Raw genomic sequence first — 19,703 nt, 5'->3', positions numbered from 1 at the left:
ACTCCTTGGGGGTGCGAGGTCAGTCCTTGCGCGCCGTGCTGTCGCGCACGATCAGCTTCGTGGACAGCTCGACCCGGCCCTGCGGCAGCTCCACCCCGTCGGCGTGGGCGAGCAGCGTCCTGACGGCCAGGGCCGCCAGGTCGGCGATGGGCTGGCGCACCGTCGTCAGCGGCGGGGAGAACCACTGCGACATCGGCACGTCGTCGAAGCCGACGACGCTCACGTCGTCGGGGACGCGCAGGCCCCGCTGCCTGATCGCCGCGTAGACGCCGAGCGCCTGCTCGTCGTTGGCCGCGAAGATCGCCGTGGGCGGGTCGTCCCGGTCGAGGAGGGCCAGTGTCGAGGTCAGCCCGGACGAGTAGTGGAAGTCGCCGTGCTCGACGAGCCGGTCGTCGGCGGGGATGCCGGCCAGGTCGAGCGCGGCGCGATATCCGGCCAGCCGCGCCTGGCTGCACAGGAAGCCCATCGGCCCGGTGATCGTCGCGATGCGCCGGTGGCCGAGCTCGACGAGGTGGCGGGTCGCGGCCATGCCGCCGCCCCAGTTGCCCGCGCCGATCGACGGCATGTCGAACTCGACGTCGCCGACCGGGTCGACGAGGATCGCCGGCACGCCGAGCCGGGAGATGCGCTTGTGGTCGGACTGCGTCAGCTCCGACAGGCCGAGGATGACGCCGCGTGAGCCGCGCTCCGCCACGTCTTCGAGCCAGTCCTGCGCCTGGCGCGACCCCATGTCGAGCACGGAGACGACGACGCCGGCCCGGGCCGCCCGGGCCGCGGCCTCCGCGCCGCGGATCATCTCGGCGGCCCAGGGAGTGCCGGCGTCGTTGAGGACCATCTCAATCAGGCCGCCGCGCCGTTCCGCGGCCAGCGCCCGGCGGGTCCGCTTGGTGGGCACGTAGCCCCGGTCGGCGAGCATCGCCTCGATCTGCGCCCGGGTGGCGGGGGCGACGTCCGCGCGGCCGTTGAGCACCTTCGACACGGTCGCGCGCGACACCCCGGCCTCGGCGGCGATGTCGGCCACCGTGACCGGCCGGTCGGCCTGGTCGGTGTGTTCAGTGGGAGTCACGCGGCACCTCGCTTCCTCGTCCGCCGCGCAGGAAGTCGAAGTCGGCTCCGTGGTCGGCCTGCAGCACGTGCTCACGGTAGAGCCAGCGGTAGCCTCCCTCGTCCTCGGCGGCGGGAGCCCGCCACTCGGCCTTCCGCCGTTCGAGCTCCTCGTCGCCGACGTGCAGGGTCAGCCGCCTGGCCGGCACGTCGAGCTCGATGCGGTCACCGGTGCGCACCAGCGCGAGCGGGCCGCCGACCGCGGCCTCCGGCGAGACGTGCAGCACGACGGTGCCGAACCCTGTGCCGCTCATGCGCCCGTCGCTGACGCGCACCATGTCGCTCACCCCGGCGCGCAGCAGCTTCGCGGGCAGCGGCACGTTGGCCACCTCCGGCATGCCCGGGTAGCCCTTCGGCCCCGCGCCCCGGATGACCAGCACGTCGTCGGGCGTAACGTCGAGGTCGTCGTCGTCGCACACCGCGTGGTAGGCCTCCGGCGAGTCGAACACCAGCGCCCTGCCCACGTGGCGCATCAGGGACGGCGACGCGGCCGACTGCTTGATGACCGCGCCGTTCGGGGCGAGGTTGCCGCGCAGGATCGCGGTGCCGGTGCCGGCGGGCTGCAGCGGCTCGGCCAGCGGGCGGATCACCTCGGTGTTCCAGCAGGGCGCGTCCGCCACGTTCTCCCGGATGGTCGCGCCGCTGACGGTGACCGCGTCCGGGTGCAGCAGACCGGCCTCGTCGAGCTGGCGCATCACGGCGGGCAGGCCGCCCGCGTAGCAGAAGTCCTCCATCAGGAACCGGCCGGACGGCATGAGGTCGACGACGGTCGGCACGTCGCGGGCGAGGGCGTCGAAGTCGTCGAGCGACAGGTCGACGCCGAGGCGGCCCGCCAGTGCGGTCAGATGGATGATCGCGTTGGTCGACCCGCCGATGGCGGCGTTGGTCCTGATCGCGTTCTCGAACGCCTCACGGGTGAGGATCGTGCTCGGCCGCAGATCCCGCTCGACCATGTCGACGATCCGCTGCCCGGCCTGCTGGGCGACCTCCAGCCGCCGCATGTCGACCGCGGGCCAGGTCGCCGACCCGGGCAGCTGCATGCCGAGCGCCTCGGCCATGCACGCCATCGTCGAGGCGGTGCCCATCGTCATGCAGTGCCCGTTCGAGCGGGCCATGCAGCCCTCGGCGGCGTAGCCCTCCTCGACCGTCATACGCCCGGCCTTGATCTCCGCCTCGAACTTCCACACGTGGGTGCCCGAGCCGACGTCGCGGCCCTGGAACTTGCCGTTGAGCATCGGGCCCCCGGTCACCATCACCGCCGGGAGGTCCACGCTGGCCGCCCCCATGAGCAGCCCGGGCGTCGTCTTGTCGCAGCCGGAGAGCAGCACCACGCCGTCCAGCGGGTTGGCCCTGATGAGCTCTTCGGCCGCCATGGCGAGCATGTTGCGGTACAGCATCGCGGTGGGGCGCATCAGCGTCTCGCCGGTCGCCGGCACGGGAAACACCAGCGGGAAGCCGCCGGCCTGCCAGACGCCGCGCTTCACCGCGTCTGCCACCCGGTCCAGGTGGGAGTTGCACGGAGCCAGCTCCGACCAGGTGGTGGCGATGCCGATGACCGGCCGGCCGTCGAACACCTCCGGGCCGAACCCCTGGTTGCGCATCCAGGAGCGGTACAGCATGCCCGAGCGTCCCTCGGCGGCGAACCAGTGCGCGCTGCGCCTCTTGCCCTGTGCCGGCCCTGTCGTGTCGTTCACATCCACCCTCCGTCGACGATCCACTTCTGGCCGGTGCACATCGTGCTGTCATCGGCCGCCAGCCACAAGACCAGCCGCGCGACGTCGACCGGCATGATGTTGTCCTTCAGCGACTGCACCTGGCCGAGTTTCTCCAGCGTCTCGGGCGTGACCAGCTGTGCGAGCTGCCGCTCGGTGAAGACCCAGCCCGGGATGACGCAGTTGACGCGGATGCGGTCCGGCCCGAGTTCGCGGGCCAGCGTGCGGGTGAGGCCCTCGATGCCCGCCTTGGCCGTCACGTACGCCGGGAGGCCGGTGAAGTCGGCGTGGGCGCTGATCGACCCCAGATTGATGATCGATCCGCCCCCGAGCTCACGCATGCCGGGGACGACCGCCTGGATCGCGAAGAAGTGGTGCTTCAGGTTCACCGCGATCGCGTTGTCCCAGTACGCCTCGTCGACCGTCGCCGAGTCGTGGCGCTCGTCGCTGGCCGCGTTGTTGACGAGGATCGAGATCGGCCCGAGCCTGTCCGTCACCTCGGCGACGGCCGCCCGCACCTGGCCGACGTCGCGCACGTCGGCCTCGACGAACACCGGCTCGGGACAGTCCGTACGGCTCAGCCGGTCCAGCAGCCGCCCCGCCCCGGCGACGTCGATGTCGGCGAACCCGACGCGGACGCCCTGGGCCGCGAGCGCGGCGACGAACTCCGAACCGAGGCCGGTCGATCCTCCGCTGACGAAGGCGACCCGGTCGCGCAGGCTCGGATACGTGGCGTAGCGAAGCTCGTCATGTGCGATGGTCACTGCGACTCCCATGGGAGAACCACGCCCCGGCCGACCGATCCGCTGGTGAGGTCGGCGAAGGCCTCGTTGATGTGGTCGAGGGTGTAGCGCCGCCCGACGAGAGCGTCCAGCGGCAGCCGCCCGGCGAGATAGAGCTCGAACAGCCGCGGCAGGTCGACGAGCGGGTTGGCCGAGCCGTACAGGCTGCCGACCACCCGCTTCTCCCGCTGGACGAGCACGTTGATCGGCACGGAGAACGTGGTGCCGACCGCGCCGAGGCCGACCGCCACGAGCGTGCCGCCCGGGCGCAGCACGTCGACGGCCGTCTCGAGCGTGGCGGGCCGTCCGATGGCCTCGATCGCCCACTCCATTCCCCCGGGGCGGATGGTGTGCAGCGCGTCGGCCACGTCGTCGCGGGCGGCGTTCACCGTGTGCGTGGCGCCGAGGCTCGCCGCCATTTCGAGGCGTTCGGGCACGACGTCGACGGCGACGATGGGGTTGGCCCCGGCCAGCACCGCGCCGAGCACGCTCGACAGGCCGACGCCGCCGGCCCCGAAGATGACGATGCCGTCGCCCGCGCACCGGCCGATCGCGTTCAGTACGGCGCCGACGCCGGTGATGACCGCGCAGCCGGCGATGGCGGCGATCTCGGCGGGCACCCCCTCCGGCACCGGCACGACGGCGCGCTCGGAGACGACGCTGTATTCGGCGAAGCAGGACACGCCCAGCAGGTGGTGCACCTTCGCACCGGCGGAGCTCAGGCGGCTGGTGCCGTCGAGCAGGCCGCCCGAACTCGCCTGGATGCCCGCCGCCTCGCACAGTGCGGGCCGTCCGACCAGGCAGTTCCTGCACTGGCCGCAGCGGGGCCGCCACATGAGGCAGACCCGGTCTCCCGGGGCGACACGGGTGACGCCGGGGCCGACGGCCTCGACCACGCCCGCGCCCTCGTGGCCGGGCACTACCGGGAGCGGGCATCGCAGGTCCCCGGCGAGATAGTGCTGGTCGCTGTGGCACACGCCGGCCGCCTCGACCCTGACGAGCACCTCACCCTCGTGCGGCTCGTCGAGCGTCAGCTCGCGGACGACAAGGGGAGTTCCGACATTTTCCAGCAGAGCGGCTTTCATTCGACCCCAACCGTCTCGGCGGCCGCCGCGGTCGGGCGGGTGACCCTCTGCTTAGGCCTGAACTCGAATGCCCCAAACGCTAGGTGTTACGAACATATGTCGTCAATGGTTTCGGAACTCACATGTGACATGTCAACATGATTTTCGATGACATGACCGCCGATGTCTCAACGTCCCGGCAGAGCGAGTACATATGGTGACGTGCGGGTTCGCGCCGGCGGGTCATCCGTACGACTCGGCAGGCGACCACCTCGAAACTCGGCTGCGCACGGCCACTCTGTAAGATCTCCACCACCCGTCCGGACGCCGACGAGGAGCCCGATGAGCCTGAAGATCCTGCTGCCGACCAGCATCCCGCTGGACCCGTCTCTGCCTGAGGGCGTCACCGCCGTCCAGTACTCCCCCGACGAGCCGATCCCCGGGCACGCCACGGACGCCGACATCCTCGTGACCTGGGGGAACCCGACGGACCAGCTGGCGGACGCGGCGAAGAGGCTCACCGCGGTGCGCTGGGTGCAGTCGCTGGCCGCAGGCCCCGACCAAGTGGTGGCGGCCGGGTTCGCGCCCGATGTCGTCATCACCTCGGGACGCTCGCTCCACGACCGCCCGGTCGCCGAGCACACGCTCGCGCTCGTGCTGGCCGCCGCACGCCGGCTGCACCGCCTGACCCGGGCCCAGATCGGCCGTCGCTGGGCGGGCGAGTTCGGCGGCGTGCAGCCGATCACCACGGCTGGGGAGTTCCGCACGCTCCGGGACGCCGAGGTGCTGATCTGGGGATTCGGCTCGATCGCCGGTGAACTCGCGCCGCTGCTGACCGCGCTCGGCGCCCGGGTCACCGGGGTGGCCCGCACCGCGGGGACGCGTGAGGGCTACCCGGTGATCACCGAGGAAGAGCTACCCGCCGCGCTGCCTGCGGCCGATCTGCTGATCATGATCCTGCCTGCGACGAGCGACACCCGCCACGCGCTCGACGCCCGGCTGCTCGCGCTGCTGCCGCCCCACGCCTGGCTGGTCAACGTGGGACGTGGTGCCACCGTCGACGCCGACGCCCTGGTGTCCGCCATCAGGAGCGGCCGGTTGGCCGGGGCCGCGCTCGATGTCTTCGAGACCGAGCCGCTGCCCGCCGACTCCCCTTTGTGGGACGAACCCGACGTCATCATCAGCCCGCACGCGGCGGGAGGACGACCGCTCGGGGCCGACGAGCTCATCGCGGAGAACGTCCGGGCGTTCCTCGCGGGCACCCCCATGCGGAATGTCGTCAGCCGCTGACCCCAATCGGGATTTATTGCGATACGGCGGGTGTTACGCGCACATGAGCAACCAGGAGGAGCCGATGGAAACCCTGCAGGAGCCGTCCGCGCAGCAGGATGCCACTCATAGCGTCGCTGCCGCGGAACCGGTGCGGGCGGTCCCCCGTCTGGTGGTGCTGAACACGGAGAACGCCGATACGTGCTCGGTCGACGGGACGTGCATGTAGGCGCGAGACCCGTTTCTTTGAGCAATCTCTGAGCAAGGGGAAGTCAGTGCAGGTCGAAGTGTGGTCCGACGTCGTGTGCCCGTGGTGCTACATCGGCAAGCGGCGGCTGGAGAAGGCCCTCGCCGGGTTCGAGCACGCCGACGAGGTCGAGTTGGTGTGGCGCAGCTTCCAGCTGGACCCGAGCTATCCCAAGGGCGTCAGCCAGCCCGTTTTCGAGGCTTTGTCAGAGAAGTTCGGAGGGTCGACCTCGCAGGTGCGCGCGATGACCGACCGCGTGAAGGCGCTGGCCGCCGAGGAGGGCCTCGAGTACGACTTCGAGAAGTCCGTCATGGTCAACACGTTCGACGCGCACCGGCTGACCCATCTCGCCAAGGCGCACGGCCTCGGCCCGCAGATGCACGAGCGGCTCATGCGCGCCCAGCTCATCGAAGGCGAGACGCTCAACGACACCGAAACCCTCGTACGGCTGAGCGGTGAGGTCGGCGTCCCCGCCGACGAGGCGCGGCGGGTGCTGGCAGGCGACGACTACACCAAGGACGTCGAGGCCGACATCCGCGAGGCGGCGACGCTCGGGGCGACGGGCGTGCCGTTCTTCGTGCTCGACCGCGCCTACGGCGTCTCGGGCGCCCAGCCCGTCGAACTCTTCCTGTCCGCCCTCCAAACCGCCCACGCCAACACCCCCTGACCCCTTGTTGATGTCTTTGGGCGCGCGTGTGTCTTTGGGCGTGATCATGCAGAAGTTCGAGAGAGGCCCGGTTGACCTGCGCACACCCGCCCCGTGATCATGCAGAAGTTCGCCGAAACGCCCTCTGACATGCGCGTTCCCCATCCGTGATCATGCAGATCTTCGCTGAAACGCCCTCTGACGTGCGCAGACAAGTTTCGTGATCATGCAGTGACGACCCCGTCACACAATCGGCGAAGGGCGTTGCATGATCACGAAATGCGTTTCCGCAGGCAGACAAGGCTTCGCGCGAACTTCTGCATGATCACGATGAACGAAAGCCCAGGTCACACGGCATACCACCGAACTTCTGCATGATCACGGCCAGAGGGGGCCCGGTCAGCCCGGGTCCTGCCGAACTTCTGCATGATCACGGGTAAAGGGTGGGGGTGACGGTCAGGCGGGTGGCTTTGGCGTGGAGATAGCGCTGCTGGGGGAGGTTGGTCGTCCTCCTGGCCGCCTCCTGATAAGCCGCGTACGCCCCCGCGAGGTCACCCGCCATCTCCAGCAGATGCGCCCGGACGGCGTGGAGCCGATGGTCCTCGGCCAACCTGGTGTCCGACTCGAGCTCGCCGATCAGGTCGAGACCCGCGCGCGGGCCGTCCGCCATGGCGACCGCGACGGCGTGGTTCAACGCCACCATGGGATTGCCCGCGATGCCCATGAGCAGTTCGTACAACGCCTTGATCTGCGGCCAGTCGGTCTGCTCCGCGCTCGGCGCCTCGTCGTGGACGGCGGCGATCGCCGCCTGCAACTGGTACGGCCCGGGCCTGCCCCGGGGAAGCGCGTCGGTGACGAGTGCGACTCCCTCGGCGATCTGCTCGGCGTTCCAGAGACTGCGGTCCTGTTCGGCCATCGGGATGAGCCCGCCGTCCGGACCGGTGCGCGCGGGCCGGCGGGCGTCGGTGAGCAACATGAGCGCGAGCAGTCCGGCCACCTCGCCGGCACCGGGCATGAGCCGGTGAACGATCCGGGTCAGCCGGATCGCCTCGGCCGACAGTTCGGGGCGATGCAGGTTCGACCCCGACGTGCTGGCATAACCCTCATTGAAGATCAGATAGAGCACGTGCAGCACCGCGCGGAGCCGTTCGTCCCGTTGCCGCCCCTGCGGCATTCCGAACGGGATGCCGCTGTCCTTGACGGTCTTCTTGGCCCGGGTGATGCGCCGGGTCATGGTCGCCTCGGGCACGAGGAACGCCCTGGCGATCTCCGCCGTGGTCAGGCCGCCGACCACGCGCAGGGTGAGCGCGATCTGGGACGCGGGCGACAGGGCCGGATGGCAGCACATGAACAGCAGGATGAGCGTGTCGTCGGCATCGGAGACCGGGCTGTCGGCGGCGGGCGCGAGCCACTGCTCGGCCGGCGTCCACCGGGCGACGACGTCCTCCCTGCGTTCCCGGGCCTGCCTGCTGCGCAGCAGGTCGGTCAGCCTGCGGGACGCGACGGTGATCAGCCAGCCCAGAGGGTTGCCCGGCACTCCGTCCTGCGGCCATTGAACGGCCGCCGCGAGCAGGGCCTCCTGCACCGCGTCCTCCGCCGTGTCGAAGTGCCCGTATCGCCGCACCACCGCACCGAGGACCTGCGGCGCCGTCTCGCGCAGCAGGTCCTCGATCGTGGTCTCGGGCTCGGGCTCGATCAGAACTCCAGGTCGGACCGCGACTCGGCGAGAGGCCGCACGTCCGCGTAGGCCCGCGCGGCGACCTGCGGCGGAGCGGGGCACTCCCCCAGCCGGGCGGCGATCTGGGTCGCCCGGTCGAAGCTGTCGCACTCCACGATCCAGTAGCCGGCGAGCACCTCCTGGGTCTCCGCGTACGGACCGTCCGTCACGACGATGACGCCGTCCTGCGACCCGACCCTCCGGGTGTGGACGGGCGCGACGAGGCCCCGCGTCTCGACGAGCTCGCCGGACTCCTCCAGGCTCTTGTTGAACTCCTCCATGAACGCGCCCATCGCCGCGAAATCCTCCGGCGACCAGGCGGGCGTGCCGGACGGCTGCCCGGCCATGTTGTCGTAGTCCTGCTGCGAGGCGTAGCTCAGGATCATGTATTTCACGGTCTTCTCCTGTCCGCCGGCACCGCCGTGGCGCCGTGCACCGGAGACGTCGGGGCCGCTCTGCCGTACCGGACATGGGCCGGCCACGACCGAGCCTACGGACGTGCCCGCGTCACCGGTAGTAGCCCTCGACGGGAACCCGCGCCTCTTCCAGCAGGGCGGGGCCGTCCTGCCGTACGCCGGCCGAAGAGGCGTGCGGTTTGAGGTCGGCGAGTTGTTCGGCGGACAGCGCGAAGACGACGCGGCCCAGGCCGGACCTTTCGATGGCGCCGGCGCACATTCCGCAGGGCTGGCAACTGGTGTACATCGTGGTCGCGGCGGCGGTGGCGGGATCCAGCTCCCTGGCCGCCCATCGGGCCAGTTTCAGCTCCGGGTGTGCCGAGATGTCCCCGTCGCTGAGGACCGTGTTGTGGTCCTCAGCCAAAACGGTGCCGTCCGGGCCCACCAGGAGGGAACCGAACGGCGCGTCTCCTGCCGCCCGTGAATCGGCCGCGAGCCGGATCGCCCGGCGGAGAAACTTCTCGTCGTCATGCGTCATGGTCGTTCCGCTCCTGTGGGGTCTGTGCCGAGGTTCCCGTGCTTGGAGTTCCAGTGCCCGGCCACGGTCGTGAGCGCGCTCCACGCCTCTTCCGGACGGCGCGTCTCGTCGGGATCGCCGTTGAACGGGTCGAGGAGCACCGTCTCGGCGCCGAGCACGCGCACGTCTTCCAGGTCGCCGAGAATCTGGTCGATCGTGCCCTCTCCCATCAGCCGGCCGGGGGCGGTGACCGGGGAGCCGGCCAGCCGCAGCGCGATGCGCGGGGCCAAGGCGGGCGGCGGGCGTCGTTCCTCGTCCGCGATGGTCGCCAGCCTGTCCAGCGCGCCGCGCAACCAGCCGGGCGTGAACCGGAGCGGATGCCAGGCGTCGCCGAGGCGGACCGCCCGGCGCAGCGCGGCGTCGCTGTTGCCGCCCACCCAGATCGGAATCGGCCCGGTTTGGTAGTCGTCGGTGTTCCGCCAGGCGGCGAGTACGGCACGCAGGTGCTCGTCGGTCAACTGCCCGCGCCGTTCGAACGGGACGCCGAGCGCCTCGAACTCCTGCCGCGCCCAGCCGACGCCCACGCCGAGGACAAGCCGCCCTCCGGAGATCCGGTCGATGCCGGCGGCCATGCGCGCGACGAGCAGCGGATGCCGGTACGGCATGATCAGCACCGTCGTACCGAGACGCACCCGGCTCGTGATGCCGGCCAGCCACGCGAGTGTGGTGAAGGGCTCGTAGAAGGGCGCCGGATACTGCTCTGCGACGTCGGGCGTCACGGCGACGTGGTCGGAGACCATGAGCAGGTCGTAGCCCAGGTCCTCCACGGTCTGCGCCCAGGCGCGCAGGACGCCGGGGTCGGTGCCAGGCCCGAAGTTCGGGACGTTCACTCCTATTCGCACCAGCACAAGATTAGTTTTCGGAGTATTTCTAATGAAGGGATAGTCCACGGCCTATGCGCCGATCAGCCGGGAATATCACGGTATTCTGACCAAATGGCCGAGAGTCTTGACGCGACCGACTGGGCGATCCTCGTGGAGCTCCAGCGTGACGGGCGGCTGCCGCTCACCGAGCTCGCGCGGCGGGTGAACCTCGGCGCCTCGGCGACGACCGAGCGGGTCAGGCGCCTGGAGACGGCGGGCGTCATCACCGGTTACCACGCCGAGGTCGATCTGGACAAGGCCGGCTTCGCCGTACTGGCCGTCGTACGGCTCAAATATCCCGGCAGCCGGCACCAGCCGCTGCACCAACTGCTCGGGGAACGCCAGGAGATCCTGGAATGCCTGCGGACCACGGGAGACGACTGCTACACGCTGAAGGTGGCCGCGGCGTCCATGGCCCATCTCGAAAAGCTCGTCGACGAGCTGGCGCAGTTCGGCAGCACGACCACCAACCTCGTCTACAGCCGCACGCTGCCCTATCGCGGCCCCCAGGGACCCGCCGAATTCTGACGGCCGAATTCTGACGGGGGCGCCGCGTACAGTCTGCGGTCATGAACACCGACGACGTGTGGCGCCTGGTGGAACAGGCCCGCGCCGCCCTCGACGACGTGACCCGCGACGACGCCGACGAGGTCGCCGAACAGATGACCGCCCTGCTCTCGCGGCGCGACCCCGCGGAGATCATCGCCTTCGACCAGCCACTGTGGGACCTGCTCACGGCCTCCTATCGGGCGGACCTGTGGGCGGCGGCCTATCTGATCAACGGCGGAGCGTCCGACGACGGGTTCGACTACTTCCGCGGCTGGCTCATCGCCCAGGGTGAGACCGTGTACGGCCAGGCGCTCGCCGACCCCGACAGCCTCGCGGACCTGCCCGTGGTCGCCGACGCGTGCGCCCGAGGCGACGACCTCGAGGGCGACGCCGTCTTAAGCGCCGTCTGGAACGCCTATCAGGCGGTGACCGGTGAGGAGCCGCCGGAGGGCACCTTCACGATCAGGCATCCGCCGCTCGACCCGGCGTGGGATTTCGACTTCGACGACCGTGAGGAGATGCGCCGCCGGCTGCCCCGCTTGACCGCCCTCTGCCACCCGACGGTGAGCTGACCCAGTCTCCCGCACGAATCAGACAGATCATCCACGGAGCCATCGCCGCCCAGCCCGCACCGACGGGCCGGCAGGCCTAGAACGGGCACCAGTGCCACCATCGGCATCAGATGTCACTCCGGAGCCTGCGCCGTCCGCCTCGGGGATCTTGATCGCGGGTCTTTCCCCAGCGTCTCCTGGGTGAGAGGCTGGAAAAAGGACACCGAACGCGTTCGTGGTGTGGCCCCGGGCTCACCGCGGCGCGTGGAGCCGGGATTTGCCGGCTGTCCGGGGCGTCCAGCCGTCTACAGGGGGGCGGACGATGATTGGCACGAGAACCCGTTTCACCGGTGAGAAGGCGCCGTGCGGAAAGACCGTGGACGGCGAGCACTACCTGGACGATGACGGAGATGGCCTGGTCATCCGGGAAGAGTACTTTTCCTGCGGCTGCCGCAGGAGCCGTCACGAATATCACGATGGCAGCATCGAGATGACAGCCGTCCGGCACGACGGGAAGGTCGTCCGGGACGAGGTCGGCGCGAACCATGGATTGTGACGGCTCTGACCCCAGCCGGCACACCTAGCTGAAGGCAACATCGCTCCGAGTTGATGGCGTGGCCATGACGCTTTCGCATGATGTTCTGATCGTGGGCGGCGGTGGCGCGGGGTTGCGCGCGGCGATCGCCGTCACGGATGACGATCCGCGTCTGAGCGTGGCGATCGTCTCCAAGGTGTATCCGATGCGCAGCCACACGGTCTCGGCCGAGGGCGGCGCCGCAGCCGTCATCCGACCTGATGACAGCCTCGACGAGCACGCCTACGACACGATCTCAGGCGGAGATTGGTTGTGCGCTCAGGACGCCGTCGAGATATTCGTCAAGGAAGCGCCCGAGGAACTGCTCAGGCTGGAGCATTGGGGCTGCCCCTGGAGCCGCGATCCCGACGGACGCGTGGCCGTACGGCCGTTCGGCGGAATGAGGAAGATGCGCACGTGGTTCGCCGCCGACAAGACAGGCTTCCACCTGCTTCACACGCTGTTCCAGACCTCCCTCCAGTGCGATCGCATCGCTCGTTACGACGAGTGGTACGTGACGAAGTTGCTCGTCGACGACGGCCGCGTGGCCGGTGTGGTCGCTGTGGAGCTGATTTCCGGCAGGATCGAGGCCATCACCGCCAAGGCGGTCATCCTGTGCACGGGCGGGTGCGGGCAGATCTATCCGTTCACCACCAATGCCGCCATAAAGACCGGCGACGGCATGGGCCTGGCCTACCGGGCGGGTGCCCCGCTCAAGGACATGGAGTTCGTTCAGTATCACCCGACCGGCCTGCCGTTCACGGGCATCCTCATCACGGAGGCGGCTCGGGCCGAGGGCGGCTGGCTGATCAACAAGGACGGCTACCGCTATCTGCAGGACTATGACCTCGGCACGCCCTCACCCACGCCCGTGCTGCGCAGCATGGAACTCGGTCCGCGTGATCGTCTGTCGCAGGCGTTCGTCAAGGAGGTCGAGAAGGGCCGGACCGTCGACACGCCCTACGGGCCCGTCGTGCACCTGGACCTGCGCCACCTCGGAGAGACGGTCATCGACGCCAGGCTTCCCTTCGTACGGGAGCTATGCCGCAGTTACGAGGACATCGACCCCGTCCGCGAGCTGATCCGCGTGCGGCCGGTCGTGCACTACATGATGGGCGGGGTTCACACCGACGTCCACGGCGCCACTCCCCTGGAGGGATTGTTCGCCGCCGGCGAGACCGCCTGCGTCACGATCAACGGCGCCAACCGCCTCGGTTCCAACTCGCTGTCCGAACTGCTCGTGTTCGGCGCCCGTGCCGGGCGGGCCGCCGCTTCGTATGCCTCGGGCGTGCGCGGCACAGGCGGCGCCGTACGGCCGGGCGTGTGGGCGCAGGCGGAGGAGGAGCGACGGCGGCTGGAACGCGACCTGCTCGGTCGCGACGACGGGAAGGAACCGATCTCCGTCATCCGGCAGGAGATGCGGGCGACCATGGAGGAAGGCGCGGGAATCTACCGTTCGCGGGATTCACTCGCCAAGGCCGCGGACAAGCTGAGCGCTTTGCAGGCGCGGTTCCGCTGCGCGCGCCTCGATGATCGCAGCCGGACCTTCAACACCCAACTGCTCGCCGCTCTCGAGCTTTCGTTCATGCTCGACGTGGCGGAAAGCATCGTTCACTGTGCGCTGCTGCGCGAGGAGTCGCGCGGAGCGCACCAGCGCGTCGATTTCCCGCTCCGTGACGATCGCAGATTCCTCGCCAACTCGCTTGTCTGTCGCGACGCCGACGGATCACGGCGCGTGGAGTATCTGCCGGTCACGATCACCCGGTGGCCCCCGGGCGAGCGGGTGTACGGGAGGTGACTCTCATGGCGGATCGCATCACCCTGCGGGTGACCCGCTACCGGCCGGAAAGCGATACCGAGCCGACGGCGCAGGAGTACGACATACCGCTGCGCAAGGAGTGGGTGGTCCTCGACGGCCTGAACCACATCAAGGACCACCTGGACGGCACGCTCTCCTACCGCTGGTCCTGCCGGATGGGCGTCTGCGGGAGCTGCGGCATGATCGTCAACGGCGAGCCGAAGCTGACGTGCGCCACCTTCCTGAAGGAATACGCTCCAGGTCCGATTCGCATCGAGCCGCTGTCGAACTTCCCCATCGTGCGCGATCTCGTTGTGGACATCGGCGACTTCATGCGCAAATTGCCGCGGGTCAAGCCCTGGCTCATCCGCTCCGAGCAGGAACGACCGGCAAAAGAAGAGCATCTCCAGCTGCCGGCGGAGCGCGAAGAGTACGAGCAGTTCAGCATGTGCATCAACTGCATGCTCTGCTATTCGGCCTGCCCCGTTTACGCGCTCGACCAGGACTTCCTCGGCCCCGCCGCCATCGCTCTCGCCCAGCGCTACAACCTCGACTCGCGTGACCAGGGCTCCGCGGAGCGGATGGACGTCCTCTCGTCGGCCGACGGCATCTGGGCCTGCACGTTCGTGGGCGAGTGCAGCGCGGTGTGCCCGAAGGACGTCGACCCGGCCGGCGCCATCCAGCGCTACAAGTTCACGGCGGCCATGGACGCCCTCAAGACCCTTCTGCTCCCACGGGGGGCACGATGAAGGTCGAGTACACGCCCTTCCACCCCCGGTGGCACCGGCCTCGCGTCCCGGTCTTCTGGTGGCTGCGCCGCCGCTCCTACCTGCTGTTCGTGCTCCGCGAGCTGAGCAGCGTCTTCGTGGCGTGGTTCGTGGTGTTCCTCTTGCTGCTGGTGAACGCGGTCGCTCAGGGGCCGGAGGACTACCGGAGGTTCGTGGACTGGAGCGCCACGCCGGGGCTGCTCCTGCTGAACGTGGTCGCGCTGTGCTTCATCCTGCTCCACGCCGTCACCTGGCTGTTCACGCTCTCGCCGCACGCGATGGTCGTACGGCTGCGCGGCAGGCGCCTGCCGCCTGCCGTGATCGGCGTGGGCGACCTCGTGGCCTGGATGCTCGCATCGGCGCTCGTGATCTTTCTGATACTGGGGTGAACGATGGCCAGGCGTCCGATGGAACCGTTCCTGTGGCTGCTGTTCAGTGCCGGCGGTGTGGTGTCGGCCCTGTTGGTCCCGGCCCTGCTGTTCCTCTTCGGGCTCGCGCTCCCGCTGGGCTGGGTGACGCCCGACTACACGCACCTGTCCGCCGTGCTGGGCCACCCGGCGACCCGCGTCGTTCTTCTCGGCCTCTGCGTCCTGGCGCTCTTCCACTGGGCTCACCGGTTCCGCTACGCGCTGTATGACGGGCTGCAGCTCAAGCACCTCGACAGGGTGATCAACCTGCTCTGCTACGGCGGAGCCTTGGCCGGGTCGGCGGCAGCGGGCCTTCTGCTTCTGACTTGACCGAGATGAAAAGGTGGTCACATCTGGATGAGAACCTTGATCGCCTGGCGGTCGGCCATGGCGCGGTAGCCACCGGGGACCTCCTCGAGGCGAATGGTGTGGGTGAAGACCTTGCCTGGCTCGATCTTGCCCTCAAGGACATCCGCGGACACGGCCCCATGGAGGACCTCGCGTCCGACGACGACTCGGGCAGGCTGCTGGTCGAGGCTCTCGGCTCGGGAAAGCCGCTTGCTGTGGTCTGCCACGCGACGGCGGCGCTGCTGGCCGCCAAGCAGGACGACGGCAGCTCGCCGTTCGCCGGCTACCGCGTCACCGGCTTCACCAACGAAGAGGAGGAAGCGGTCGACCTGGCCTCGAAGGCTCCCTGGCTGGTGGAGACCGAGGTGGTGAAGCTGGGCCTGAAGTTCGACAAGGGCCAGCCCTTCCAGCCCCACACCGTGACCGACCGTAACCTCTACAGCGGCCAGAACCCCGCCTCCGCCGGACCGCTGGCCGCAGAGATCCTCAAGGTCATCAAGTGAGCTGACGGGAAGCCGGTCAAACGGGTGCGCCGTTCTCGACGGCCGCGTCATCGGCGGCGATGACAACGCCGTCGGCGGCATCCCAGCCCAGCTCGATCTCCGTACCGGTCTCGACCCTCGCAGGCCCCTGGGTGGCCACGAGGACGTGACCGCCGTGGCCGGGCACGCTCAGCGCCACATGCGAGACGCCACCGTAGAAGCTGACGTCCACCACCGTGCCTGTCAGCGTTCCCTGGCCGAGCCGTACGCGCTCGGGACGGACGGCGAGCAGCGCCTGGGCGCCCTCCGGGAGGCCGGCCGTCGGAGCCGGCAGGACGCCGAGGCCGCTCACCTCCAGACCCCCGCCGGACACGGTGCCCGCGAACAGGTTGTTGGCCCCGATGAAGTCGGCGACGAACGGCGTGCGCGGCCGGTCGTAAAGGGCGACCGGAGCATCGATCTGCTCGACCCGGCCGCCCTGCATGACGGCGATGCGGTCGGCGAGCGACATGGCCTCCTCCTGGTCGTGGGTGACCACGACGAAGGTGATGCCGACGTCGTGCTGGAGCCGTTTGAGCTCCAGCTGCATCTCCGCCCGCACCTTCTTGTCCAGCGCGGACAGCGGCTCGTCCAGCAGCAACAGCCGGGGCCGCTTGACGATCGCCCGGGCGAGGGCGACCCGCTGGCGCTGCCCGCCTGAGAGCTGGTGCGGCCTGCGCCGCGCGTGAGCGGCCAGGCCCACCGTCTCCAGCACCTCGGAGACCCGCCTGCGGATCTCCTGCCGGGGCAGCTTCTCCCGCTCCAGGCCGTAAGCCACGTTCTTCTCCACGCTCATGTGGGGGAACAGCGCATACGACTGGAACATGAGGTTGACCGGACGGCGATGGGCCGGGACGGCGAGCAGATCGGCGCCGTCGAGCCGCACCGAGCCGGCATCGGGCTCCTCGAACCCGGCGAGGATGCGCAGCAGGGTCGTCTTGCCGCAGCCGGACGGCCCGAGCAGCGCGAAGAACTCGCCCTGCCGGATGTCCAGGCTGACCGAGTCGAGCGCCGTCACGTCGCCGAATCGGCGGCTGACGCCCTCGATCGAGATGAGTGTGTTCACAGTGCCTCGGTCAGCTTCGTCAGGCGCTGGGCGACGATCACGACGGTGAAGCTCACCGCCAGCAGCAGCGTCGCCAGCGCGTTGATCTCTGGAGTGACGCCGAACCGCACCATCGAGTAGATGACGATCGGCAGGGTCGGCTGGGACGGGGCGTGGGTGAAGAAGGCGATCACGAACTCGTCGAGCGACAGCGTGAAGGCGAGCAGCGCGCCCGCCACAATGCCGGGCGCGAGCGTCGGCAGCGTCACCTTGATGAAGGTCGTGTACGGCGTGGCCCCGAGGTCCTGGGAGGCCTCCTCCAAGGATGTGTCGGCGTGGCCGAGCCGCGCCCGGACGACCGCCGTGACGAAGGCCATGCCGAACACGGTGTGCGCGACCAGCACCGAGTGCAGCCCCAGCGTCATCTTGATCGCTGAGTAGAACACCAGCAGCCCGATGGCGAGGACGAGGTCGGGCAGGATCGCGGGCAGCGTCGACAGCGCGTCCAGGACCCTCGACCGGGTGTGGCGGGCCAGCCCGACCGCGAGCAGCGTGCCCAGCACCGTGGACAGCGCGGTCGAGCCGAGGGCGACGATCAGCGTGTTGACCAGGCCGGTGCGGAGCGAGGAGTTCTCCGCGAGCCTGCCGTACCAGTCGAGGGAGAAGCCGCCCCATGAGTAGGGCGTCTTGTTCCGGTTGAACGACATGACGACGAGCACGGCGATCGGCGCGTAGAGGAACAGGTAGGTGAGCCAGAAGGGCAGCCGCAGCCAGCCGTTCCCCCGCAAGGCCGGTTCTCTTCTAGCCATTGCGCCCCGCCCTCCGGCCGGCCCAGGCCTGGGCGAACAGCAGCAGCACGAGCACGGCGATCACGGCCAGGGCGAGGACCGACCCGAAGGGCCAGTCCCTGGCCTTGAGGAACTGGTCGCGGATGAGGTTGCCGACCATGATCCGGCGGCCTCCGCCCAGCAACTCGGGGATGACGAAGTTGCCCAGGCTGGGCACGAACACGAACACGCAGCCCGTCAGCACGCCGGGCAGCGAGAGCGGCAGCGTTACCGACCAGAAGGTACGGGCGGGCCGCGCGCCGAGGTTGGCCGACGCCTCCCTGAGCTGAGGATCCAGCCGCTCGATGGCCGAGTAGAGCGGGAGGATCATCAGCGGCAGGTACGCGTAGAGCAGCCCTGCCACGATGGCCCCGTCGGTGTAGAGCAACTCGACCGGCCCGAGCCCGAGCGCCTCCAGCCCGGAGTTGACCGGCCCCTGGGAGTTGAGCAGGACGATCCAGGCGTACGTCCGGATCAGGAAGTTCGTCCAGAACGGCAACACCACCGCCACCAGGGCGATCGCCTTCCACCGGCCGGGCAGCCTGGCGATCATGTACGCCGTGGGGTAACCGAGCAACAGCGCCAGCAGCGTCGTGACCGCCGCCAGCCTGACCGACCCGAGCACCACGTCGAGGTAGAGCGGGTCGGCCAGGCGGGCGAAGTTCTCCCCCGTCGGCTCGTAGACGATCCCACCGAACCGGCCTCGGCGGAAAACCGTGTAGCTCAGCACGAGGGCGAGCGGGACCAGCAGGAAGACGGTCAGGAAGGCGAACCCGGGTCCCAGTGTGGCGACCCGGGCGGCCGCCCTTCTGCCTGCGGGAGAAGGCGTCATTGGGCCGCCGCGACCTCGGTGGCCAGGCGCGTGTAGGCGACGGAGGCCTCACCGAGGTCGATCAGACCCTCACCCTTGAGCAGATCGGCGGGGGTCTGCGCCAGCTCCGGGTGGTCCTTGAGCAGGGCCGGGTCGACGCTCTCCATCGCGGTCTTGTTGGGGACCTTGTAGAGGATGTTCGGGGGCACCCAGCCGTGCACCGACGGGTCGAGGACGTGGTTGACGAAGGCGTGCGCCGCCTCCTTGTTCTTCGAGCTCTTGAGGATCACCATCGTGTCCACCCAGAGGTCGCTGCCCTCCTTCGGCACCACGAACTTGATGTTCTCCTGGTCGGTCGGGCACCACCCGTCCCACGCCTCGACCATCGCCGCCTCGCCCGACTTGAGCCGGTCACCGAACGTCGTGTCGTCGTAGGCCAGCAGGTCGGGCTTCACCTTCAGCAGCATCGCCTTGGCCTTGTCGAGCGTGGCCTGGTCGGTGGTGTTGACCGAGGCGCCGAGCATCTTGAGCGCCGGCAGCGCCAGCCACCGCTCGGTCGTCATCATGGTGATCTTCTTCTTCAGCTCGGCAGGCGGGCTGAGCAGGTCGTTCCAGCTCGTCGGCGGCGTCTTGACCAGATCGCTGCGGTAGCACAGCCCCGTGGTCCCCCAGGTGTAGGGAACCGAGAACGTGTTGCCCTTGTCGTAGGGCAGCTGAGCCGCCTCGGGATACAGGTTCGTCAGGTTCGGGACCAGGTCGGCGTGGATCGGTTCCAGCAGGCCCTGCGCGTTGAGCGCCTGCGCGTACTGCCCCGACACGAAAGCCACGTCGATGCCGCTGTCGCCGCCGGCCGTCAGCTTCGCCATCACGGTCTCGTTGGTGTCGTGGATGGCCACCGTGGTGTTGAAGCCGAGCTTCGCCTTGACCGTCTGCGGCAGGTCCTTGGGGCTGTAGCCGTCCCAGATCGAGATCGTGAGGCTCTGCTTGGAGAGATCGGCCTTGGCGTCGAGCGTGGCGGGCGCGGCCTCGCCCGTTGAGGAGGCTCCGCCGCAGGCGGCGAGGGCGAACGCCAGCCCGGCAGAGGCCAGAACGACGGGCACGTGACGCGTCATGGGGGGGCTCCCTTGAA

General features: G+C 69.4%; 24 protein-coding genes. 11 read left to right on the top strand and 13 right to left on the bottom strand.

Going from position 1 to position 19,703, the window contains the following annotated elements; genetic code table 11:
* Positions 1–19: 19 nt before the first annotated feature.
* Genes Pth03_RS29910 through Pth03_RS29895 form a run of 4 tightly spaced genes read right to left on the bottom strand, consistent with a single transcriptional unit; the run spans position 20 to position 4,683 of the window.
* Positions 20–1,066 carry a LacI family DNA-binding transcriptional regulator gene (locus Pth03_RS29910; protein ID WP_203947765.1) on the bottom strand — a complete coding sequence of 349 codons (1,047 nt, stop codon included), beginning with the start codon at positions 1,064–1,066 and terminating at the stop codon, positions 20–22.
* Positions 1,053–2,798, bottom strand: coding sequence for an IlvD/Edd family dehydratase (locus Pth03_RS29905; RefSeq protein WP_203947764.1), 1,746 nt, complete (start codon positions 2,796–2,798; stop codon positions 1,053–1,055). The genes Pth03_RS29910 and Pth03_RS29905 overlap by 14 nt, the downstream gene beginning before the upstream one ends.
* Positions 2,795–3,580, bottom strand: coding sequence for an SDR family NAD(P)-dependent oxidoreductase (locus tag Pth03_RS29900; RefSeq protein WP_203947763.1), 786 nt, complete (start codon positions 3,578–3,580; stop codon positions 2,795–2,797). The genes Pth03_RS29905 and Pth03_RS29900 overlap by 4 nt, the downstream gene beginning before the upstream one ends.
* Positions 3,577–4,683: an alcohol dehydrogenase catalytic domain-containing protein gene (locus tag Pth03_RS29895; RefSeq protein ID WP_203947762.1), complete on the bottom strand. Its 1,107-nt coding sequence runs from the start codon at positions 4,681–4,683 to the stop codon at positions 3,577–3,579. Before Pth03_RS29895 ends, Pth03_RS29900 begins: the two co-directional genes overlap by 4 nt.
* Before the next feature lie 321 nt (positions 4,684–5,004).
* On the opposite strand from Pth03_RS29895, the gene Pth03_RS29890 reads away from it, so the two are divergent.
* From Pth03_RS29890 to Pth03_RS29880, 3 genes are read left to right on the top strand one after another with little or no spacing between them, the layout of a single operon-like run.
* On the top strand, positions 5,005–5,952 hold the full coding sequence (locus tag Pth03_RS29890) for a phosphoglycerate dehydrogenase (protein ID WP_203947761.1): 948 nt from the start codon (positions 5,005–5,007) through the stop codon (positions 5,950–5,952).
* 43 nt (positions 5,953–5,995) lie between these two features.
* The gene (locus Pth03_RS29885; protein WP_203947760.1) at positions 5,996–6,160 is read left to right on the top strand and encodes a hypothetical protein; all 165 of its coding nucleotides are present in this window, start codon (positions 5,996–5,998) and stop codon (positions 6,158–6,160) included.
* Between the two features lie 46 nt (positions 6,161–6,206).
* Positions 6,207–6,845 (top strand): DsbA family oxidoreductase, encoded by a 639-nt coding sequence (locus Pth03_RS29880; RefSeq protein WP_203947759.1) that lies wholly within the window; start codon positions 6,207–6,209, stop codon positions 6,843–6,845.
* Positions 6,846–7,254: 409 nt separating this feature from the next.
* On the opposite strand, the gene Pth03_RS29875 is transcribed toward Pth03_RS29880, so the two are convergent.
* The 4 genes from Pth03_RS29875 to Pth03_RS29860 form a co-directional block, all read right to left on the bottom strand.
* A complete protein-coding gene (locus Pth03_RS29875) occupies positions 7,255–8,604 on the bottom strand; it encodes an RNA polymerase sigma factor (protein ID WP_444544179.1) in 1,350 nt (449 codons plus the stop codon).
* Positions 8,520–8,927 carry a YciI family protein gene (locus Pth03_RS29870; protein WP_239119471.1) on the bottom strand — a complete coding sequence of 136 codons (408 nt, stop codon included), beginning with the start codon at positions 8,925–8,927 and terminating at the stop codon, positions 8,520–8,522. Before Pth03_RS29870 ends, Pth03_RS29875 begins: the two co-directional genes overlap by 85 nt.
* A 121-nt stretch (positions 8,928–9,048) precedes the next feature.
* Positions 9,049–9,474 (bottom strand): nucleoside deaminase, encoded by a 426-nt coding sequence (locus Pth03_RS29865; RefSeq protein WP_203947757.1) that lies wholly within the window; start codon positions 9,472–9,474, stop codon positions 9,049–9,051.
* Positions 9,471–10,355 (bottom strand): LLM class flavin-dependent oxidoreductase, encoded by an 885-nt coding sequence (locus tag Pth03_RS29860; protein WP_203947756.1) that lies wholly within the window; start codon positions 10,353–10,355, stop codon positions 9,471–9,473. The genes Pth03_RS29865 and Pth03_RS29860 overlap by 4 nt, the downstream gene beginning before the upstream one ends.
* Before the next feature lie 93 nt (positions 10,356–10,448).
* Between Pth03_RS29860 and Pth03_RS29855 the strand changes: the two genes are divergently transcribed.
* The 7 genes from Pth03_RS29855 (at position 10,449) to frdD (ending at position 15,352) form a co-directional block, all read left to right on the top strand.
* A complete protein-coding gene (locus tag Pth03_RS29855) occupies positions 10,449–10,904 on the top strand; it encodes an Lrp/AsnC family transcriptional regulator (RefSeq protein ID WP_203947755.1) in 456 nt (151 codons plus the stop codon).
* Between the two features lie 41 nt (positions 10,905–10,945).
* Positions 10,946–11,497: a DUF4240 domain-containing protein gene (locus Pth03_RS29850; RefSeq protein WP_203947754.1), complete on the top strand. Its 552-nt coding sequence runs from the start codon at positions 10,946–10,948 to the stop codon at positions 11,495–11,497.
* Positions 11,498–11,852: 355 nt separating this feature from the next.
* Positions 11,853–12,032 (top strand): hypothetical protein, encoded by a 180-nt coding sequence (locus Pth03_RS29845; protein ID WP_203947753.1) that lies wholly within the window; start codon positions 11,853–11,855, stop codon positions 12,030–12,032.
* 64 nt (positions 12,033–12,096) lie between these two features.
* Entirely contained in the window at positions 12,097–13,848 is a 1,752-nt protein-coding gene (gene frdA, locus Pth03_RS29840; protein WP_203947752.1) for a fumarate reductase (quinol) flavoprotein subunit, read from the top strand.
* Positions 13,849–13,853: 5 nt separating this feature from the next.
* Positions 13,854–14,597: a succinate dehydrogenase/fumarate reductase iron-sulfur subunit gene (locus Pth03_RS29835; RefSeq protein ID WP_203947751.1), complete on the top strand. Its 744-nt coding sequence runs from the start codon at positions 13,854–13,856 to the stop codon at positions 14,595–14,597.
* A complete protein-coding gene (locus tag Pth03_RS29830; RefSeq protein ID WP_203947750.1) occupies positions 14,594–15,004 on the top strand; it encodes a succinate dehydrogenase/fumarate reductase transmembrane subunit in 411 nt (136 codons plus the stop codon). The genes Pth03_RS29835 and Pth03_RS29830 overlap by 4 nt, the downstream gene beginning before the upstream one ends.
* Positions 15,005–15,007: 3 nt before the next feature.
* Positions 15,008–15,352 (top strand): fumarate reductase subunit FrdD, encoded by a 345-nt coding sequence (frdD, locus tag Pth03_RS29825; protein WP_203947749.1) that lies wholly within the window; start codon positions 15,008–15,010, stop codon positions 15,350–15,352.
* A 17-nt stretch (positions 15,353–15,369) separates the two neighbouring features.
* Here frdD and Pth03_RS42225 read toward each other — a convergent pair whose 3' ends face one another.
* A complete protein-coding gene (locus tag Pth03_RS42225) occupies positions 15,370–15,504 on the bottom strand; it encodes a hypothetical protein (RefSeq protein WP_275413249.1) in 135 nt (44 codons plus the stop codon).
* Between the two features lie 6 nt (positions 15,505–15,510).
* Here Pth03_RS42225 and Pth03_RS29820 point away from each other — a divergent pair, with 6 nt between their 5' ends.
* Positions 15,511–15,873 (top strand): type 1 glutamine amidotransferase family protein, encoded by a 363-nt coding sequence (locus tag Pth03_RS29820; protein ID WP_203947748.1) that lies wholly within the window; start codon positions 15,511–15,513, stop codon positions 15,871–15,873.
* 16 nt (positions 15,874–15,889) lie between these two features.
* Here Pth03_RS29820 and Pth03_RS29815 read toward each other — a convergent pair whose 3' ends face one another.
* Genes Pth03_RS29815 through Pth03_RS29800 form a run of 4 tightly spaced genes read right to left on the bottom strand, consistent with a single transcriptional unit; the run spans position 15,890 to position 19,686 of the window.
* Positions 15,890–16,957, bottom strand: a complete 1,068-nt coding sequence (locus Pth03_RS29815; RefSeq protein ID WP_203947747.1) for an ABC transporter ATP-binding protein — start codon at positions 16,955–16,957, stop codon at positions 15,890–15,892.
* Positions 16,954–17,745: an ABC transporter permease gene (locus Pth03_RS29810; protein WP_203947746.1), complete on the bottom strand. Its 792-nt coding sequence runs from the start codon at positions 17,743–17,745 to the stop codon at positions 16,954–16,956. The genes Pth03_RS29815 and Pth03_RS29810 overlap by 4 nt, the downstream gene beginning before the upstream one ends.
* Complete coding sequence (locus Pth03_RS29805; protein ID WP_203947745.1) at positions 17,738–18,595, bottom strand: ABC transporter permease; 858 nt, start codon at positions 18,593–18,595, stop codon at positions 17,738–17,740. Before Pth03_RS29805 ends, Pth03_RS29810 begins: the two co-directional genes overlap by 8 nt.
* Positions 18,592–19,686: a polyamine ABC transporter substrate-binding protein gene (locus Pth03_RS29800; protein WP_203947744.1), complete on the bottom strand. Its 1,095-nt coding sequence runs from the start codon at positions 19,684–19,686 to the stop codon at positions 18,592–18,594. The genes Pth03_RS29805 and Pth03_RS29800 overlap by 4 nt, the downstream gene beginning before the upstream one ends.
* Between the last annotated feature and the right edge of the window lie 17 nt (positions 19,687–19,703).

This window comes from Planotetraspora thailandica, from assembly GCF_016863335.1.
Classification (GTDB): Bacteria; Actinomycetota; Actinomycetes; order Streptosporangiales; family Streptosporangiaceae; genus Planotetraspora; species Planotetraspora thailandica.
This window is presented reverse-complemented; position numbering and strand designations above follow the sequence as displayed.

Bases quoted from the DNA above. Each gene is read 5' to 3' on its own strand.
- Pth03_RS29820 (WP_203947748.1), top strand. From the start codon at position 15,511: ATGGAGGACCTCGCGTCCGACGACGACTCGGGCAGGCTGCTGGTCGAG.
- Pth03_RS29865 (WP_203947757.1), bottom strand. From the start codon at position 9,474: ATGACGCATGACGACGAGAAGTTTCTCCGCCGGGCGATCCGGCTCGCG.
- Pth03_RS29850 (WP_203947754.1), top strand. From the start codon at position 10,946: ATGAACACCGACGACGTGTGGCGCCTGGTGGAACAGGCCCGCGCCGCC.
- Pth03_RS29805 (WP_203947745.1), bottom strand. From the start codon at position 18,595: ATGACGCCTTCTCCCGCAGGCAGAAGGGCGGCCGCCCGGGTCGCCACA.
- Pth03_RS29870 (WP_239119471.1), bottom strand. From the start codon at position 8,927: ATGATCCTGAGCTACGCCTCGCAGCAGGACTACGACAACATGGCCGGG.
- frdD (WP_203947749.1), top strand. From the start codon at position 15,008: ATGGCCAGGCGTCCGATGGAACCGTTCCTGTGGCTGCTGTTCAGTGCC.
- Pth03_RS29830 (WP_203947750.1), top strand. From the start codon at position 14,594: ATGAAGGTCGAGTACACGCCCTTCCACCCCCGGTGGCACCGGCCTCGC.
- Pth03_RS29890 (WP_203947761.1), top strand. From the start codon at position 5,005: ATGAGCCTGAAGATCCTGCTGCCGACCAGCATCCCGCTGGACCCGTCT.
- Pth03_RS29895 (WP_203947762.1), bottom strand. From the start codon at position 4,683: ATGAAAGCCGCTCTGCTGGAAAATGTCGGAACTCCCCTTGTCGTCCGC.
- Pth03_RS29800 (WP_203947744.1), bottom strand. From the start codon at position 19,686: ATGACGCGTCACGTGCCCGTCGTTCTGGCCTCTGCCGGGCTGGCGTTC.
- Pth03_RS29835 (WP_203947751.1), top strand. From the start codon at position 13,854: ATGGCGGATCGCATCACCCTGCGGGTGACCCGCTACCGGCCGGAAAGC.
- Pth03_RS29810 (WP_203947746.1), bottom strand. From the start codon at position 17,745: ATGGCTAGAAGAGAACCGGCCTTGCGGGGGAACGGCTGGCTGCGGCTG.
- frdA (WP_203947752.1), top strand. From the start codon at position 12,097: ATGACGCTTTCGCATGATGTTCTGATCGTGGGCGGCGGTGGCGCGGGG.
- Pth03_RS29885 (WP_203947760.1), top strand. From the start codon at position 5,996: ATGAGCAACCAGGAGGAGCCGATGGAAACCCTGCAGGAGCCGTCCGCG.
- Pth03_RS29855 (WP_203947755.1), top strand. From the start codon at position 10,449: ATGGCCGAGAGTCTTGACGCGACCGACTGGGCGATCCTCGTGGAGCTC.